The organism is Mycobacterium sp. NGS17 (assembly GCF_059813205.1).
In genome coordinates, this window is record NZ_JCALED010000001.1 from 21,799 (window position 1) to 36,559 (window position 14,761).

A 14,761-nucleotide genomic window follows, 5' to 3' on the forward strand; every position below is an offset into this window, starting at 1 on the left:
TCCCCTACGCCGAACGTGCACTGACGGCGGAAAACAAACCCGATTGTCGCAGTGAGTGCACGCTCGGCGTCAAACAGCCCGCCCTGCGTTAGAACTCCTTGTGATTCACGTCGGTGACCAGGCCGCCGTCCATCACGTACTCGCTGCCCGTGGAGTACGACGACTCGTCGCTGGCCAGGAAAAGCACGAACGTCGCGACTTCCCGGACCTCACCCGGACGTCCGAGCGGGATCGTCACCATGTCCTCGGGCAGGTGGGCGGTCATCGGGGTGCGGATGAACCCCGGGTGCACCGAGTTCACCCGAATGTTGTGCGGCGCCAGCTCCAACGCCGCCGACTTCGCCAACCCGCGCACGCCCCACTTCGACGCGACGTAGGGATGCACCATGGGCGCCCCGCGCAGGCCCTCGATGGACGACACGTTGATGATCGAGCCGCCGCCGGCCGCGATCATCGGCTCAACCGATGCCCGCATGCCCAGGAACGTCCCCGTCAGGTTGACGTCAATCACCTTCTGCCACTTGGCCAGATCGAAGCTCTTCAGCGGGCCGAGCGCCACGGTGCCGGCATTGTTGACCAGCACGTTGAGCTTGCCGAATTCGCCGACCGCGGTGGCGACAGCGGCGTCCCACTGGTCGGGCTGGGTGACATCGAGGTGCACGTAGCGCGCGGATTCGCCGATCTCGTCGGCCAGTGCCTTGCCCTGGTCGTCCAGGATGTCGCCGATCACGACCTTGGCGCCCTCCTCGACTAGCAGCCGTGCGTCTTCGGCGCCCATACCGCCAGCGGCACCACTGATCAGCGCTACCTTGCCGTCTACCCGACCCACGCGGGTCTCCTTTCGATTCAGGTGGTCACCAAAGTGCTTGGTGCGTAAAGGCTTTTGCCCGTTACCAGCGGCAGATCAAGCGTGGTCCGGATGCCCGGCGGCGCCGCGATCACCGCGGGAATGGCGTTGACGACGCGGCCCGCGGCGCCCGCGATCGCCGCATGGTTGTGATCGCCCTTGCGGCTGCTGGGAACGATGTCGACGGCGTATGACGGCTCGCCGGTGATCTCGACGCGGTACGAGCCGTCGCCGGAGGCGGGCTGGGGCAGGTCTGGACGCAGGTCCGGGCGCAACCGGGTGACGTGCTCGATGACGATGGCCGGGTGGCCCTTGACCATGCCGCGAATCTCGAACTGCAGCACGGCCACGGTGCCCTTGGCCACGTGCCCCACCGCGATGTCGAAATCCTCGGGTGCGGGCTCGCGCTGGTAGGACTCGGTGATCTCGTCGACCTCGATGCCGAGGCCGGCAGCCAGCTGCCGGATCGCGGTACCCCAGGCGATGCTGAGGATGCCCGGCTGCAGCAGCATCGGGATCTCGTCCATAGGCTTGGCGAACCCCATGTAGTCCATGACCTCGGTGCCGTTGTACGACGCGTAGTCGTGAATCTCCATGCAGCGCACTTGCTCGATGCGCTGACAGGTGCCGGCGAGCGCGAACGGGATCAGGTCGTTGGCAAATCCGGGGTCGACGCCGCTGACGAAGATGCTCGAATTACCTTGCCTGGCAGCGTCTTCCACGCGGGCGATGTACTTGTCCGGCATGACACCCCACGGGAACTGCAGCAGCCCGGGTGACGACCCGACGACGTTGATGCCGGCGGCCAGGATGCGCATGACATCGGCCATCGCCTCGGGCAGCCGGGTGTCACCCATCGCGCAGTACACGACGCAGTCGGGCTTGGCGGCGATGATCGCGTCCAGGTCATCGACGGCCGCGACGCCCGTGACGACGCCGGCGTCCAAACCGACGCCGCACAATTCGCCGGCGTCCCTCCCTACCTTCTCGGGCGTGGAGACGCACACCCCGGCCAATTCGAACTGGGGGTTGGTGATGAGTTCGGCGAGGGCCAGCCCTCCGACATTGCCGGTACCGACGTGCGCGACGCGGATCGCCATTGTGAGTCTCCGTCCGTTGAGCGCTCAGACTTTTCTAGACACTAGTCCATTAATTCGGGAGCGCATACCTGGCTGACTGATCGCGATCGTCCAGGCAGAATCAATCGCTGATGACACAGCGTGAAGACATTCGGTTCCCGTCCGGCGACGACCTGATCAGCGCCTGGCTCTACCGGCCCGCGGCCAGCGGGCCCGTGCCGCTGCTGGTGATGGCGCACGGTCTGGGCGCCGTGCGAAGCATGCGACTGGACGCGTACGCCGAACGCTTCAGCGCGGCCGGCTATGCGTGCCTGGTGTTCGACTATCGCAACTTCGGCGATAGCGAGGGCTTGCCCCGTCAGGTCCTCGACGTCGGCATGCAGCTCGCCGACTGGGCCGCGGCCGTCGCCTTTGCCCGCACCATCCAGGGAATCGACCACGATCGAATCGGGTTGTGGGGCACCTCTTTTGCGGGCGGTCACGTCATCGCCACCGCGGCGCGACAGCCGGGTATCGCCGCGGCCGTCGCCCAATGCCCCTTCACCGACGGCCTCGCGTCGGCACGCACCATCGGCAACCCGCTGATCACCGCGCGCATCACCGCGCGGGCGGTGCGCGACGTGCTCGCAAGCCGGCTGGGCAGGCCGCCGGTGCTGGTCGCGACGGCCGGCAGGCCCGGCGAGGTCGCGCTGATGAACACGCCCGACGCGTATGCCGGCTACCTGCGGTTGGTGCCCGACGGGATCGAAATGCGCAACCAGGTCGCCGCGCGAATCGCGTTGCAGGTCTTCACCTATCGCCCCGGCCGCGCCACGCCCAAGATCAGCTGCCCGATCTTGTTCTGCGTGTGCGAGGCCGACTCAGTGGCGCCCGCGGCGGCGACGCTGCGCCACGCCGCCAAGGCGCCCCGCGGCGAGGTCAGGCTGTACCCCGAGGGGCATTTCGCGATCTACGTCGACGAGGCCTTCGAACGCGTCGTCGCCGACCAGCTCGCGTTCCTCGACAAGCACCTGCGCGCTTAAGGCCCGAGCGGAGACGTCGTGCGGATGGCTTCGTCGCGGATCAGCCCCCGCAGCAGCGCGGTGCTGAACTCGGCGGCGATCTCCTTGGCCGAGCGCCGGCCGCTGGGCCGCAGCCAGCGGTAGCTGCCCAGCGTCATGCCGATGTAGCCCAGCGCCAGCACGTGTGAGTCGCACGGATAGAACTCGCCGTTGGCGATCCCGCGGTCGATCAGGCCGTGCACGTGGTGGTAGACCTGGGCTTCCTTCTCCCGCACCTCGGCGACCTGCTCGCTGGTGAACCACTCGGTGATGTACGGCTGCTCCTGGAAGTACACCGCGGCCCGTTCCGGATCGCTGGCGATGCCGGTGAGCAGCCGAACCGTGTACTGGTAGAGAGCCTCGCGCGCCGTCCAGGACGGGTCGTCGTGCACGGCGGCCAGCGTGCCCTCGGCGGCCTGGCGGTAGATGTCGAACAGAATCAGCGACTTGCTGGCGTAGTAGTGGTAGACGGTCGCCTTGTTCAAGCCGATCACGTCGGCCACGTCGTCCATCCGGGTGCCGTGATAGCCGCGCGCAGCAAACAGCTTGGTGGCGACCGCAAGCAGCTCTTCGCGCCGGGTTAGCCCATTCGGGGTGATGCTGTCGGTGGGCATCTGTTCTCACTATCGTCGGTATGGCCAGGCCAGGGCGGGTGCGGCCAGAATATCTATCAATCAACTGGTTGGACAGTTTATGCAAAACGCCGGGTGTCACGCGCACGCGTATGCGACTAGACTGCCCATCGAACGCGATGATTCGAGAGGTGGGGACGATGGATCCGAATCCGGATTACGACGCAAGCGACGAGATCGAGTTTTTCCTCCGCTACGTCCCCTGGGGTCTGCGCGGGGTGGTCGACGGAAACGGATACCCGCCGCCGGCCTACCCGCCCGTCTAAACGCCCAGCGCAGACGCGCCTGAGTCGTTACAGCGCCTTGAGTTCCTCGGCGACCTCGGTCACCGATTTCTTCGCGTCGCCGAACAGCATGCTGGTGCCCTCGCCGTAGAACAGCGGGTTGTCGATGCCGGCGAAGCCGGAGTTCATCGACCGTTTGAGCACAATCACCGATTTGGCCTTGTCCACGTTGAGAATCGGCATGCCGTAGATCGGGCTGGACGCGTCGTTGCGGGCCGCCGGGTTGGTGACGTCGTTGGCGCCGATGACGATCGCGACGTCGGTGCGAGAGAATTCGTCGTTGATGTCGTCCATGTCCTTCATGGCGTCGTAGTCGACCTCGGCCTCGGCCAGCAACACGTTCATGTGCCCGGGCATTCGGCCCGCCACCGGGTGGATCGCGTACTTCACCTCGACGCCCTTGTCTTCCAGCAGCGCCGCCATGTCCTTGACGGCGTGCTGGGCCTGCGCGACGGCCAGCCCGTAGCCGGGCACCACGATCACCTGGTTGGCATAGGCCATCTGGATCGCAGCGTCGGCGGCCGAGGTGGCCTTGACGGTCTTGTCGCCGCCGTCGCCGCCGCTGGGGGCGACGCCGCCACCGCCGAAGCCACCCGCGACGATCGCCGGGATGGATCGGTTCATGGCCTTGGCCATCAGGTTGGTCAGGATCGAACCCGACGCGCCGACGATCATGCCGGCCACGATCATCGCGGTGTTGTTCAGCGCCAGTCCCGCGGCCGCGGCCGAGAGCCCGGTCATCGCGTTCAGCAGCGAGATGACCACGGGCATGTCGGCGCCGCCGATGGGCAGCACCACCATCAGGCCGAGCACGCCGGCGGCGGCCAGCAGCCCGATCATCCACCACAGCGCCGCCCCGCCGCTGCCGGGATGGGCGTGCAGTCCGATCACCACCGCGGCGGCCACGGCGGCGGCCAGCAGCAGCAGGTTGATCGGCTGTTGCGCCCTGCCGAAGCCGATCGGCGATCCGGAGATGATCTCCTGCAGCTTGCCGAACGCGATGATCGATCCCCAAAACGAGATCGAGCCGATGATCGCGGCGAACAACGACGCCACCACGATGTGCACGGTCGGCGACTCGCCGTGCTGGAAGGCCGAAAAGCCGCTGGTCTCAATGAATTCCGAGAGCGCGATCAAAGCGACCGTGCCACCGCCGACGCCGTTGAAGAACGCCACCAGCTGCGGCATGGCCGTCATCTTGGTGTAGCGGGCCGGCGGGACGCCGAGCACGACGCCCACCACGAGGCCGGCGATGATCAGCACCCACTGGTCGGTGTGGCGGATCTTGATCAGCGTCGCCGCCACCGCCAGCGCCATACCCACCGCGGCGATCAGGTTGCCCCGCACCGCCGTCTTGGGTCCGGTCAGGCCCATCAGGCCGTAGATGAAAAGGGCGAACGAAATGATGTACAGGCCGATGACCAAGTAGTTCATTTGGCGGCCGGCTCCTCACTGGCTGCGGGCAGGGGTTTCTTCTTGCCCTTGAACATGCCCAGCATCCGGTCGGTGACGATGAACCCGCCGATGACGTTCAGCGTGCCGAACACGACGGCGACGAACAGGATGATCTGCACCGCCAGCGAGGGGTGCTCGACCGAGCCGAACACCACCAGCGCGCCCAGCACCACGATGCCGTGGATCGCGTTGGTGCCCGACATCAGCGGGGTGTGCAGCGTGTTGGGCACCTTGGAAATGACCGCGAACCCGACGAACCCGGACAGCACCAGGATCGCCAGGTTGGCCAACAGTTCGTCGTACATCTAGGAATCCTTCTGTCCTTGGTCGCGGGTCACACACGAGTCCGCGACCACTTCGTCGTCGAAGTCCGGCGCCAGCTTGCCGTCGGTGAGCAGCAGGTCCAGCAGGGCGGTGATGTTCTTGCTGTAGAGCTCGCTGGCGTGCTCGGGCATGGTCGCCGGCAGGTTCAGGGGCGAGGCGATGGTGACGTCGTGCTTGACGACCGTCTGCCCTGGCTCGGTGAGCTCGCAGTTGCCTCCGGTCTCTCCGGCCAGGTCCACCACGACGCTGCCGGGTTTCATCGCTTCCACCGCCGCGGCGGTGACCAGGCGCGGCGCCGGGCGCCCCGGGACCAGCGCCGTGGTGATCACGACGTCGAATCCGCTGATCGCCTTTTCCAGGGCTTTCTGCTGCTGGGCGCGCTCCTCGTCGGTGAGCTCACGGGCGTAGCCGCCCTCACCCGCCGCGTCGATGCCGATGTCGAGCCACTGCGCACCCACCGAGCGCACCTGGTCGGCCACCTCGGGCCGCACGTCGTACCCGGTGGTGCGCGCGCCCAGCCGCTTGGCCGTCGCCAGCGCCTGCAGCCCGGCCACGCCCACGCCGAGCACCAGCACGGTGGCGGGCTTCACGGTGCCGGCCGCCGTCGTCAGCATCGGGAAGAACCGGGTCGACTCCGACGCCGCCAGCAGGACGGCCTTGTAGCCGGCCACGTTGCCCTGCGAGGACAGCGCGTCCATCGCCTGGGCCCGGGAGATCCGGGGAATGGCCTCGAGTGCGAATGCCTGAACGCCGGCCCGCTTCAGGGCCCCGATGGAGTTCTCGGCGTTGCGCGGCGCGAGGAAGCCGATCAGCGTCTGGCCGCTGCGCAGCTTGGCGACCTCGGCCTGGGTCGGCGGTGCGACCTTGACCACCACGTCGGCGGCCCAGGCATCCCCGATGCTGGCCCCCGCCTCGGTGTAGAGGGCGTCGGGCAACAGGGCCCGTTCGCCGGCACCGGATTCGACCACCACCGCGACGCCAGTGCCCACCAACGACGCGACCGCCTTCGGCACCAGCGCCACCCGCCGCTCGTCGGCGCCGGACTCGGCGACCACCCCTACCGTCGTCTGCGCATTTGTCATGGCGCGTACATCTACTTTCCGTACTTTTCCGTACTGTCCTGCCGATGGGCGTGGCGCTGGCTCGGCCGCGCGCTTCGCTACCTTAACCAGGTTTCACCGTGGACGTGTGATCGGCTCCGGGCCACCCGAGGCCGGATACCCCGGCCGCCGGCGATCGACCCTCCGGTCGATGCTTCGCCGCCGGGAGGCGATGCAGTAGCGCCCGCGCCGTTGTGAGGTCACAAGACGCGGTTGTTGCGCCGAATGCGGTTGCGCGCTCCTCCGCCCGGCCGCTACCACAGCGGGATGTCGTGACCGTGCTCTGATTCCGGCCGGGGCCCGAAGTAGCGCCGCTGCGATTCGTCGATCGGCACGTCGTTGATGCTGGCTTCGCGGCGCGCCATCAGTCCGGACTCGGTGAACTCCCACAGCTCGTTGCCGTAGCTGCGGTACCACTGGCCGGACTGGTCGTGGCACTCGTATTGGAACCGCACCGCGATGCGGTTGTCGTGAAAGTCCCAGAGGCTCTTGCGTAGCGAGTAGTCGAGCTCGCGCTGCCACTTGCGGGTCAGAAACGCAACGATCTCGTCGCGGCCCACGACGCGTTCGCCGCGATTGCGCCATTGCGAATCGACCGTGTAGGCCATGCTGACGCGTTGCGGATCGCGGGTGTTCCACGCGTCCTCGGCCGCCTGCACCTTGTGAATCGCGGTCTCCCGGGTGAACGGCGGGAACGGCGGGCGGGCTTCACTCATGCCTCCATCGTGCCGCCCCGCGGGCGGGCTGACGACCGGAAACGCGGCGACTCGACACGTGTCCTATCGTGACGGGCATGGACTTCGCGATGTCGGCCAAAGCCAGCGACTACCACAAGCGACTGTCCGACTTCATGACCGAGTACGTCTTTCCGGCCGAGGCCGAGTACGACAAATACCGCGAAGAAGCCGGCCCGCGCGATCACACGGTCCCGCCCGTCATCGAGGACCTCAAAGTCAAGGCCAAGGAGCGCGGCCTGTGGAACCTGTTCCTGCCGGCCGAATCGGGGTTGACCAACCTTGAATACGCCCCGCTGGCCGAGCTGACCGGCTGGAGCATGGAGCTTGCCCCCGAGGCGGTCAATTGCGCGGCGCCGGACACCGGGAACATGGAGACCTTGCACCTGTTCGCCACCGAGGAGCAGCGCAAGCAGTGGCTGGAGCCGCTGCTGGCCGGCGAGATCCGCAGCGCCTTCTCGATGACCGAGCCTGCGGTCGCCAGCAGCGATGCCCGCAACATCCAGACGGCCATCGTGCGCGACGGCGCCGACTACGTCATCAACGGGCGCAAGTGGTGGACCTCGGGCGCGGCCGACCCGCGCTGCAAGATCCTGATCGTGATGGGCCGCACCAACCCGGAGGCCGCGAGCCACCAGCAGCAGTCGATGGTGCTGGTGCCGATGGACACCCCCGGCGTGACGGTGGTGCGCTCCACGTCGGTGTTCGGCTGGCAGGACCAGCACGGGCACTGCGAAATCATCTACGACAACGTCCGGGTGCCGGCCACCAACCTGCTCGGCGAGGAGGGCGGCGGCTTCGCCATCGCCCAGGCCCGGCTGGGGCCCGGCCGCATCCACCACTGCATGCGCGCTCTCGGCGCTGCCGAACGTGCGCTGGCGCTGATGGTGCACCGCGCGAACAGCCGCGTCGCCTTCGGCCGCCCCCTGGCCGACCAGGGTCTGGTGCAGCAGGCAATCGCCAAGTCGCGCAACGAGATCGACCAGTCCAGGCTGCTCTGCGAGAAGGCGGCGTGGACCATCGACCAGCACGGCAACAAGGCCGCCCATCTACTGGTTTCGCAGATCAAGGCGGTGGCGCCGCAGGTGGCGTGCGACGTCATCGACCGCGCGATCCAGGTGCACGGCGCCGCGGGCGTCAGCGACGACACGGTGCTGGCCCGCCTGTACGGCTGGCACCGCGCCATGCGGATCTTCGACGGGCCCGACGAGGTGCACATGCGCACCATCGCGCGCAGCGAGATCGGCCGCGAGCAGTCCGCGTTCGCCGCGGCGGTGACCCGCGAATGACTGAGGCGTTGCGGGAACTGTCGGGCGCGTGGAATTTTCGCGATGTCGCCGACGGCACACCCGCGCTGCGGCCCGGGCGGCTGTTCCGGTCCGGTGAGCTGAGCCGCCTCGACGACCGGGGCCGCGCCACCCTGAGCGAGTTGGGCATCACCGACGTCGCGGATCTGCGCGCGAATCAGGAAGTCGCGCGGCGCGGCCCGGGGTTGGTTCCCGACGGCGTCGAAATCCACCGGCTCCCCCTGCCCGATCTCGGCGACGATCAGCCCAGCGACGACGACGCGCCGCACGAGACCGCGTTTCGGCGCCTGTTCGAGGGCGACCCGAGCCAGTCCGACGAAGAGGTCAACGAGGCCGCGATCCGGCACATGGTCGACGAGTACCGGCACTTTCCGACCCGCAGCGGGGCGCAACGCGCTGTGCGGCAAGTCTTCTCGATGCTGGCCGCCGGGCGTTCGGTGCTCACGCACTGCTTCGCGGGCAAGGACCGCACCGGCTTCGTGATCGCCACGGTGCTGGAGGTGCTCGACATCGATCGCGACACCATCGTCGCCGACTATCTGCGCAGCAACGCCGCGGTGCCCCAGCTGCGCGACCACATCTACGAGATGATCCAGAAACGGTCCGACGTCGAATTGACCCCAGAGGTGGTCACGTTCACCAAGGCGAGGCTGGCCGACGGGGTCCTCGGCGTACGTCCGGAGTATCTGGACGCCGCGCGCCACGCCATCGATCGGGAGTTCGGGTCGCTGCAGGCGTATCTACGCGAAGCCGGCGTCACCGAAAACGAGGTGGACCGGCTCCGCGCAGAGCTGCTGGCCTGAGTCGCAGGCCGGTGCTTACCCCAGCTTGAAGTCGGCCTGCTTCGCCGCGGACAGATCGGTGATCTCGCCCCACCGTGAGGCGATGTCCTCCACCGACGGTGGCTTGTCGTAGTTGACGCCCTGGTTCTGGAACAGCGCGACGCGCTGCACCTTGCCGCCACCGACCACGAAAACCGATGCGCTGTTGGGGTTTTCCTCGGTGCACAGATAGGCCACCACCGGGGCGACGTACTCGGGGGTCAGCTTCTCGAGAACCTCCTTGGGAAGGATGTCTTCGGTCATCCGGGTCGCCGCGATCGGGGCGACCGCGTTGGCGTGGATGTTGTACTTCGCACCCTCCAGAGCCAGGCTGTTGATCAAGCCGACCAGGCCGAGTTTGGCGGCGCCGTAGTTGGTTTGGCCGAAGTTGCCGAACAGCCCGCTGGTGGAGGTGGCGACGACCACGCGGCCGTAGCTCTGCTCACGGAAGTGCGGCCATGCGGCGCGGATGACGTTGTAACCGCCGTAGAGGTGCACCTTGAGCACGGCGTCCCAGTTCTCGAAGGACATCTTGTGGAAGGTGCCGTCGCGCAGGATGCCGGCGTTGCTGACCACGCCGTGCACGGCGCCGAATTCGTCGAGCGCGGTCTTGACGATGTTCTCGGCGCCCTCGGACTCGGCGACGCTGTCGTAGTTGGCGACCGCCCGCCCGCCGGCGTCCTTGATCTCCTTGACCACATCGTCGGCCATGTTGTGGCCGGCGCCGGTGCCGTCGCGCGAGCCGCCGAGGTCGTTGACGACAACGCTGGCGCCCTCCTTGGCGAGGGTCAGGGCGTAGTCACGGCCCAGTCCTCCACCGGCTCCGGTGACGATGATGACGCGATCCTGCACTCCAGGCATAGGTTTCCTCTCCGTATGAAAAGTTGTGTCAAGCAAGTGATTTCGTGCGGGAAAACGATCCCTAGAACATCCGGCGGGCCATCTTCATGGCGCGGTCGGTGTAGGGCGGGTAGATGAAGCTCGACAGGTCGGGGCGGGTCGGCTTGGTCAGCACCGACTTGCGGTGGCTGAATTCCTCGAAACCGAACTTGCCGTGGTAGGCACCCATTCCCGATGCGCCGACGCCACCGAACGGCAGCTTGGCCGTCGACACCTGGAAGGCGAGGTGGTTGACCAACATTCCGCCGGCGGGCACCTCCTTGATCACCCGCTCGCGAGTCTCGCGCGTCTTGGTGAACAGGTACGCCGAGAGGGGCTTGGGCCGCGAGTTGATGAAACGGATTGCGTCGTCCAGGTTTTGGACGGTGACCACCGGCAGCACCGGCCCGAAGATCTCGTTCTGCATCAGCGGGCCGTCCGGATCGGGGTCCACCACGACGGCCGGCTGGATGCGCAGGCTCGACGCGTCGCACTTGCCGCCGACGACGACCTTGCCGTCGTCACCGGACAGGTAGCTGCTGATCCGGTCGAACTGCCGCTGGTTGACGATCCGCATGCCGTCGGGCTTGTCGGCGGTGAACTTGGTGATGGCGGCGCCGATCTTGTTGACCAGCTCGTCGCGGATCGTGGCGTCCGCCAACACGTAATCCGGTGCGACACAGGTCTGTCCGGCGTTGAGCAGTTTCATCCAGGCGATCCGCTTGGCCGCCACCTCCACGTCGGCGTCCGCCGCGACGATCACCGGGCTCTTGCCGCCGAGTTCCAGGGTGCAGGGGGTCAGGTGCGGGGCCGCGCCCTCGTAGACCTTGCGACCGATCTCGGTGCCGCCGGTGAACAGGACGCGATCCAGGCCTTGCGCGATGAGCTCCTGGCTCGTCGCGCCGTCGCCCTCGACCACGGCGATGGCGTCGTTGTCGAGATACTTCGGCACCAAGTCGGCCATCACGTGTGCCGACGCCGCGGCGATCTCCGAGGGCTTGAGGATGACGGCGTTCCCGGCGGCGATCGCGCCGACCGCCGGACCCAGCGTCAGGTAGAAGGGGTAGTTCCAGGCTCCGATGATCAACACCGTCCCGTAGGGCTCGTATTCGATCCAGCCGCGGCCCGGCAGCTGCGGCACCTCGAGCAACTGGTATTTGCGCTTCGTCCAGCGCCGAACCTTCTTCGCCGCGTACTTCGCCTCGCCGGCGGTCGTCGCGATGTCGGCGATGAAGGCCTCGAAGGGGCTGCGGTCCAGGTCTTCGGCGAGGGCCGAAGCGATGGCGCCCTCGTTCTCTTCCATCAGCTTCGCCAGCTGTAGCAGCTGGCGCTTGCGCCATTCGATGTCGCGGGTACGCCCGGTGGCGAAGGTCCTGCGGAGTTTGGCGACCGTCGCCGGGACGTCGGCGGGCTGAGCCGTCCCATTGGATGCGGAGGTCTTCGATGCAACCGATTCGGTGGTCATCATTGTCCTTCCCGAGCAGAGTCCCGCTGCGGCGGCCGCTCATCGGTGATAACCGCGATACTAACCATCTGGTTGGGAGAGCAGTAGGAAGGATCCGGCCAACCCGGTCTCGCCGGGTCAGGACGTCTGAGAACCCAGGCCCGCGGGCGCGATCGCGGCTGCGGTCACTTCACGCAGGGGACGTTCGCCGCGGTCATCTGGCTGAGGTCGGTCGGCGCCGGGGCCCGGTCGCCGGTGCCGGTGGCGGCGACGGCACTCACCCGCCCGGACCCCGACGGGTCGGCCGTTGCGCCGGGGTGGGCGAGGTAGTCGCCGGCGGGAAACTGCGTTCCCACGGTCAGGCGCACCGTGCCCGCGGCCACGGTGTCGTTGGCCGTCACCGGCACGTGCAGTTGATCGGCCAGGGCCTGCGCGGCCCGATCGGCCCCGGCGCCGTATTCGATGATGCTGTCGTCGGCCGGGACCGCCGCGGTCGTGGCGCTACCGCGGGTGAAGCCGCGGCCGGTGAAGGCCTCCTCGATGGCGCCCGCGAGCCCGTCGCGTGAGGTGGCGTTGACGACGTCGAGAATCGCGGGTTCGGCCGGCGGTGGCTGGGTGTCCGGTGCTGCGGCCTCGAGCGCGGCCGGCGTATCCGACATGAAGCGCTCGTTGACGATGCGCCGGATGGTCGGAAGATCGACCTGATTGATGTCGGATCCGTTGGCGTCCTTGCCGAAGCCGGCGATCGGCAGGGTGTAGAGCGACAGCGGACGCTCGCTCAATTGCGATGCGCGGGAGGCGAATTCCATGATGTCCAGCCCGTCGTCGACGGCGACGTTGTCGCGGGCCACCTGCAGCAGTTTGCGCAGCCCGCTCACGCTGGACAGCGCACCGCCCCTACGGGCCGCCTCGACCAACGACACCAGGAACGCCTGCTGTCGCCGCGTGCGGTCGAAATCGGTGAAGGATCCGTCGTTTTCGTCGCGCCGCTGCCGCACGAAGGCCATCGCGTCCGCGGCATCGATGCGCTGCACCCCCTGGTGGAAGTCGGCGCCCGAATAGCTGTCCCGCGTATCGGCGTTGAGGCAGACGGTGATCGGCTCGACGGCCTTGGCGATCTGGAAGAAGGCGCCGAGTGTGACCTCGACGAAATGATCGACCGAGACGCCCAGAAAGTCTTTGACGGCGTCGATTTCAGCCTTGCGGCCGGCCTCGCGGGCGGTCTGCTCGCGAGCCGTCAAGTTGTTGGCGCCCGCCCCACCCGAACTCCCGGCGGCCTGCGAATTCAGCGACTGCTGGTAGGCCAGCCCGTATGCCTGCTTGATCTTTCCGGCGCAGACCGACCCGGGGCAGCCCGGTAGCTCCGCGTAGTCGTCGCGCGGAATCGATATCGCGGTGACCGGCCCGTCGCCGTCCGAAATATGCACGACGATAAGGACATTGGCATTGTAGCCACCCGAACTTTCGTCACCCGCGTGCAGAGCCTCGTAGATCTCCTGGGGCAGGGGCTTGCCGTTCTGGTCCAGCCGGCTGTCCAGACCCATCAGCAGAATGTTCTGGTTGCCGTCCAGCGTCTTCGCCGCGTTCGGCAGGGCGTGCGAAATGATGATTTTGCCGAGGGCGGTGTGATAACCCGTCCACCCCATGCCGGTGATCGCCATCACGAACGCCGAAGCGGTGGCGGCGACCAACCGAGCCTTTCGCAGCACCCAGCGCTGCGATTGGTCGGATCCGCCGCTGCCCATAATGAGTGACCATTGTCCCCGATGACCAGGCGAATTCCCGGTAACCGCAGCCGCGAGCCAACGGTGAACGTGCGAGGGACCTACGCTGTCAGGCGCAACGACGCCGCGCCGTTTAGAGCCGCTCGGCGATCACGAAATCGGAGAACGCGTCCCGGTCCTCGTCCACCTCGGAGCTCTGGACCCCGCGGCCCAGGCGGTGCATCTCGTCGATCGAGTTCTGCGCCGTTGCGCGCCAGCCGTTTTCGTTGAGCCAGTCGGCGAGGTTCGCGCGGTGCTCGTCGCGGTACATCAGCTCGCCGACGTCGACGGTCTCCTCCAGGCCGAGTTGCTCGGCCACCTTCTTGAACCGTTCCCGCATCTGCTGGCGCCGCTCCTCGGCGTGCATGGGTGCGGTTTCGGCCGAGACGCGGCTGCCCGCCGGGCTCAGCTCGCCGATCTGGGTGAACAACTTGTCCTGCGCCTCGGCGGGCAGGTACATCAGCAATCCCTCGGCCAGCCAGGCGGTCGGCTGGGCCGGGTCGAAGCCGGCGGCGCGCAGCGCGGCCGGCCAGTCCTCCCGCAGGTCGATCGCCACCTCGCGGCGATCGGCGGACGGCTTGGCGCCGCTCTCGGCCAGCGTGGTGGTCTTGTAGCCCAGGACCTCGGGCTGGTCGATCTCGTAAACCGTGGTGCCGGCCGGCCAGTCGAGACGGTACGCCCGCGAGTCCAGCCCGGACGCGAGGATCACCACCTGCCGAATCCCGGCGGCGACGGCGTCGGCGAAGTATGCGTCGAAGAAGTGCGTCCGGACCGCCTGGTAGCCGCGCATGTGCTGCATGCGCGCGGCGGATTCTTCGTCGATGGCCTCGATCTTGGCCACCACCTCCGGGTCGAGCATGGCCTCCCACAACACCTCGGCGCCGGCGTTGTTGACGAGCAGCCGGGCGTAGGGGTCGCGGATGAGCGCGTCGGGCTGCTCGGTTTCGATCGCCCGGGCGGCGGCCACCATGACCGCGGTGGTGCCGACGCTGCTCTTGATGTCCCAGGTGTCGTCGTGGGTGCGCAGTGAACTCATGGCGGTGCTCCTTGCT

The 14,761-nt window shown here is 67.5% G+C and carries 15 protein-coding genes; 4 read left to right on the top strand and 11 right to left on the bottom strand.

The features are described 5' to 3' along the window. Positions 1-88: 88 nt before the first annotated feature. Both AC5Y7E_RS00125 and AC5Y7E_RS00130 read right to left on the bottom strand, forming a co-directional pair. On the bottom strand, positions 89-829 hold the full coding sequence (locus AC5Y7E_RS00125) for a glucose 1-dehydrogenase (RefSeq protein ID WP_499917601.1): 741 nt from the start codon (positions 827-829) through the stop codon (positions 89-91). Between the two features lie 17 nt (positions 830-846). Then, complete coding sequence (locus AC5Y7E_RS00130; RefSeq protein WP_499917600.1) at positions 847-1,947, bottom strand: NAD(P)H-dependent amine dehydrogenase family protein; 1,101 nt, start codon at positions 1,945-1,947, stop codon at positions 847-849. Positions 1,948-2,057: 110 nt separating this feature from the next. Here AC5Y7E_RS00130 and AC5Y7E_RS00135 point away from each other — a divergent pair, with 110 nt between their 5' ends. Next, positions 2,058-2,948 carry an alpha/beta hydrolase gene (locus tag AC5Y7E_RS00135; RefSeq protein WP_499917599.1) on the top strand — a complete coding sequence of 297 codons (891 nt, stop codon included), beginning with the start codon at positions 2,058-2,060 and terminating at the stop codon, positions 2,946-2,948. Here the strand turns inward: AC5Y7E_RS00135 and AC5Y7E_RS00140 are convergent. Further along, positions 2,945-3,580 carry a TetR/AcrR family transcriptional regulator gene (locus tag AC5Y7E_RS00140; RefSeq protein WP_064950964.1) on the bottom strand — a complete coding sequence of 212 codons (636 nt, stop codon included), beginning with the start codon at positions 3,578-3,580 and terminating at the stop codon, positions 2,945-2,947. The two genes, AC5Y7E_RS00135 and AC5Y7E_RS00140, sit on opposite strands and share 4 nt — an antisense overlap. A 158-nt stretch (positions 3,581-3,738) precedes the next feature. Between AC5Y7E_RS00140 and AC5Y7E_RS00145 the strand changes: the two genes are divergently transcribed. Further along, positions 3,739-3,864: a hypothetical protein gene (locus AC5Y7E_RS00145; protein ID WP_499917598.1), complete on the top strand. Its 126-nt coding sequence runs from the start codon at positions 3,739-3,741 to the stop codon at positions 3,862-3,864. A 27-nt stretch (positions 3,865-3,891) separates the two neighbouring features. Here AC5Y7E_RS00145 and AC5Y7E_RS00150 read toward each other — a convergent pair whose 3' ends face one another. The 4 genes from AC5Y7E_RS00150 to AC5Y7E_RS00165 all read right to left on the bottom strand — a co-directional run bounded on the left by AC5Y7E_RS00150 (position 3,892) and on the right by AC5Y7E_RS00165 (position 7,477). Beyond that, positions 3,892-5,316, bottom strand: a complete 1,425-nt coding sequence (locus AC5Y7E_RS00150) for an NAD(P)(+) transhydrogenase (Re/Si-specific) subunit beta (protein ID WP_499917597.1) — start codon at positions 5,314-5,316, stop codon at positions 3,892-3,894. After that, positions 5,313-5,642 carry an NAD(P) transhydrogenase subunit alpha part 2 gene (locus tag AC5Y7E_RS00155; RefSeq protein ID WP_007769289.1) on the bottom strand — a complete coding sequence of 110 codons (330 nt, stop codon included), beginning with the start codon at positions 5,640-5,642 and terminating at the stop codon, positions 5,313-5,315. The genes AC5Y7E_RS00150 and AC5Y7E_RS00155 overlap by 4 nt, the downstream gene beginning before the upstream one ends. Further along, positions 5,643-6,743, bottom strand: a complete 1,101-nt coding sequence (locus AC5Y7E_RS00160; protein ID WP_499917596.1) for a Re/Si-specific NAD(P)(+) transhydrogenase subunit alpha — start codon at positions 6,741-6,743, stop codon at positions 5,643-5,645. It lies immediately after the preceding gene. Between the two features lie 272 nt (positions 6,744-7,015). Beyond that, on the bottom strand, positions 7,016-7,477 hold the full coding sequence (locus AC5Y7E_RS00165; RefSeq protein ID WP_499917595.1) for a nuclear transport factor 2 family protein: 462 nt from the start codon (positions 7,475-7,477) through the stop codon (positions 7,016-7,018). 89 nt (positions 7,478-7,566) lie between these two features. Here AC5Y7E_RS00165 and AC5Y7E_RS00170 point away from each other — a divergent pair, with 89 nt between their 5' ends. Together AC5Y7E_RS00170 and AC5Y7E_RS00175 are read left to right on the top strand one after the other, a co-directional pair. Continuing rightward, on the top strand, positions 7,567-8,784 hold the full coding sequence (locus tag AC5Y7E_RS00170; RefSeq protein ID WP_499917692.1) for an acyl-CoA dehydrogenase family protein: 1,218 nt from the start codon (positions 7,567-7,569) through the stop codon (positions 8,782-8,784). Next, positions 8,781-9,605 carry a tyrosine-protein phosphatase gene (locus AC5Y7E_RS00175; RefSeq protein ID WP_499917594.1) on the top strand — a complete coding sequence of 275 codons (825 nt, stop codon included), beginning with the start codon at positions 8,781-8,783 and terminating at the stop codon, positions 9,603-9,605. Before AC5Y7E_RS00170 ends, AC5Y7E_RS00175 begins: the two co-directional genes overlap by 4 nt. A gap of 15 nt (positions 9,606-9,620) precedes the next feature. Here AC5Y7E_RS00175 and AC5Y7E_RS00180 read toward each other — a convergent pair whose 3' ends face one another. The 4 genes from AC5Y7E_RS00180 to AC5Y7E_RS00195 form a co-directional block, all read right to left on the bottom strand. Further along, positions 9,621-10,484 carry an SDR family oxidoreductase gene (locus AC5Y7E_RS00180; protein ID WP_499917593.1) on the bottom strand — a complete coding sequence of 288 codons (864 nt, stop codon included), beginning with the start codon at positions 10,482-10,484 and terminating at the stop codon, positions 9,621-9,623. A gap of 61 nt (positions 10,485-10,545) precedes the next feature. Further along, complete coding sequence (locus AC5Y7E_RS00185) at positions 10,546-11,970, bottom strand: aldehyde dehydrogenase family protein (protein WP_499947084.1); 1,425 nt, start codon at positions 11,968-11,970, stop codon at positions 10,546-10,548. Between the two features lie 161 nt (positions 11,971-12,131). Then, positions 12,132-13,691 carry an LCP family protein gene (locus tag AC5Y7E_RS00190; protein ID WP_499947085.1) on the bottom strand — a complete coding sequence of 520 codons (1,560 nt, stop codon included), beginning with the start codon at positions 13,689-13,691 and terminating at the stop codon, positions 12,132-12,134. A 112-nt stretch (positions 13,692-13,803) separates the two neighbouring features. Then, a complete protein-coding gene (locus AC5Y7E_RS00195; RefSeq protein WP_499917590.1) occupies positions 13,804-14,745 on the bottom strand; it encodes a class I SAM-dependent methyltransferase in 942 nt (313 codons plus the stop codon). Positions 14,746-14,761 lie beyond the last annotated feature (16 nt).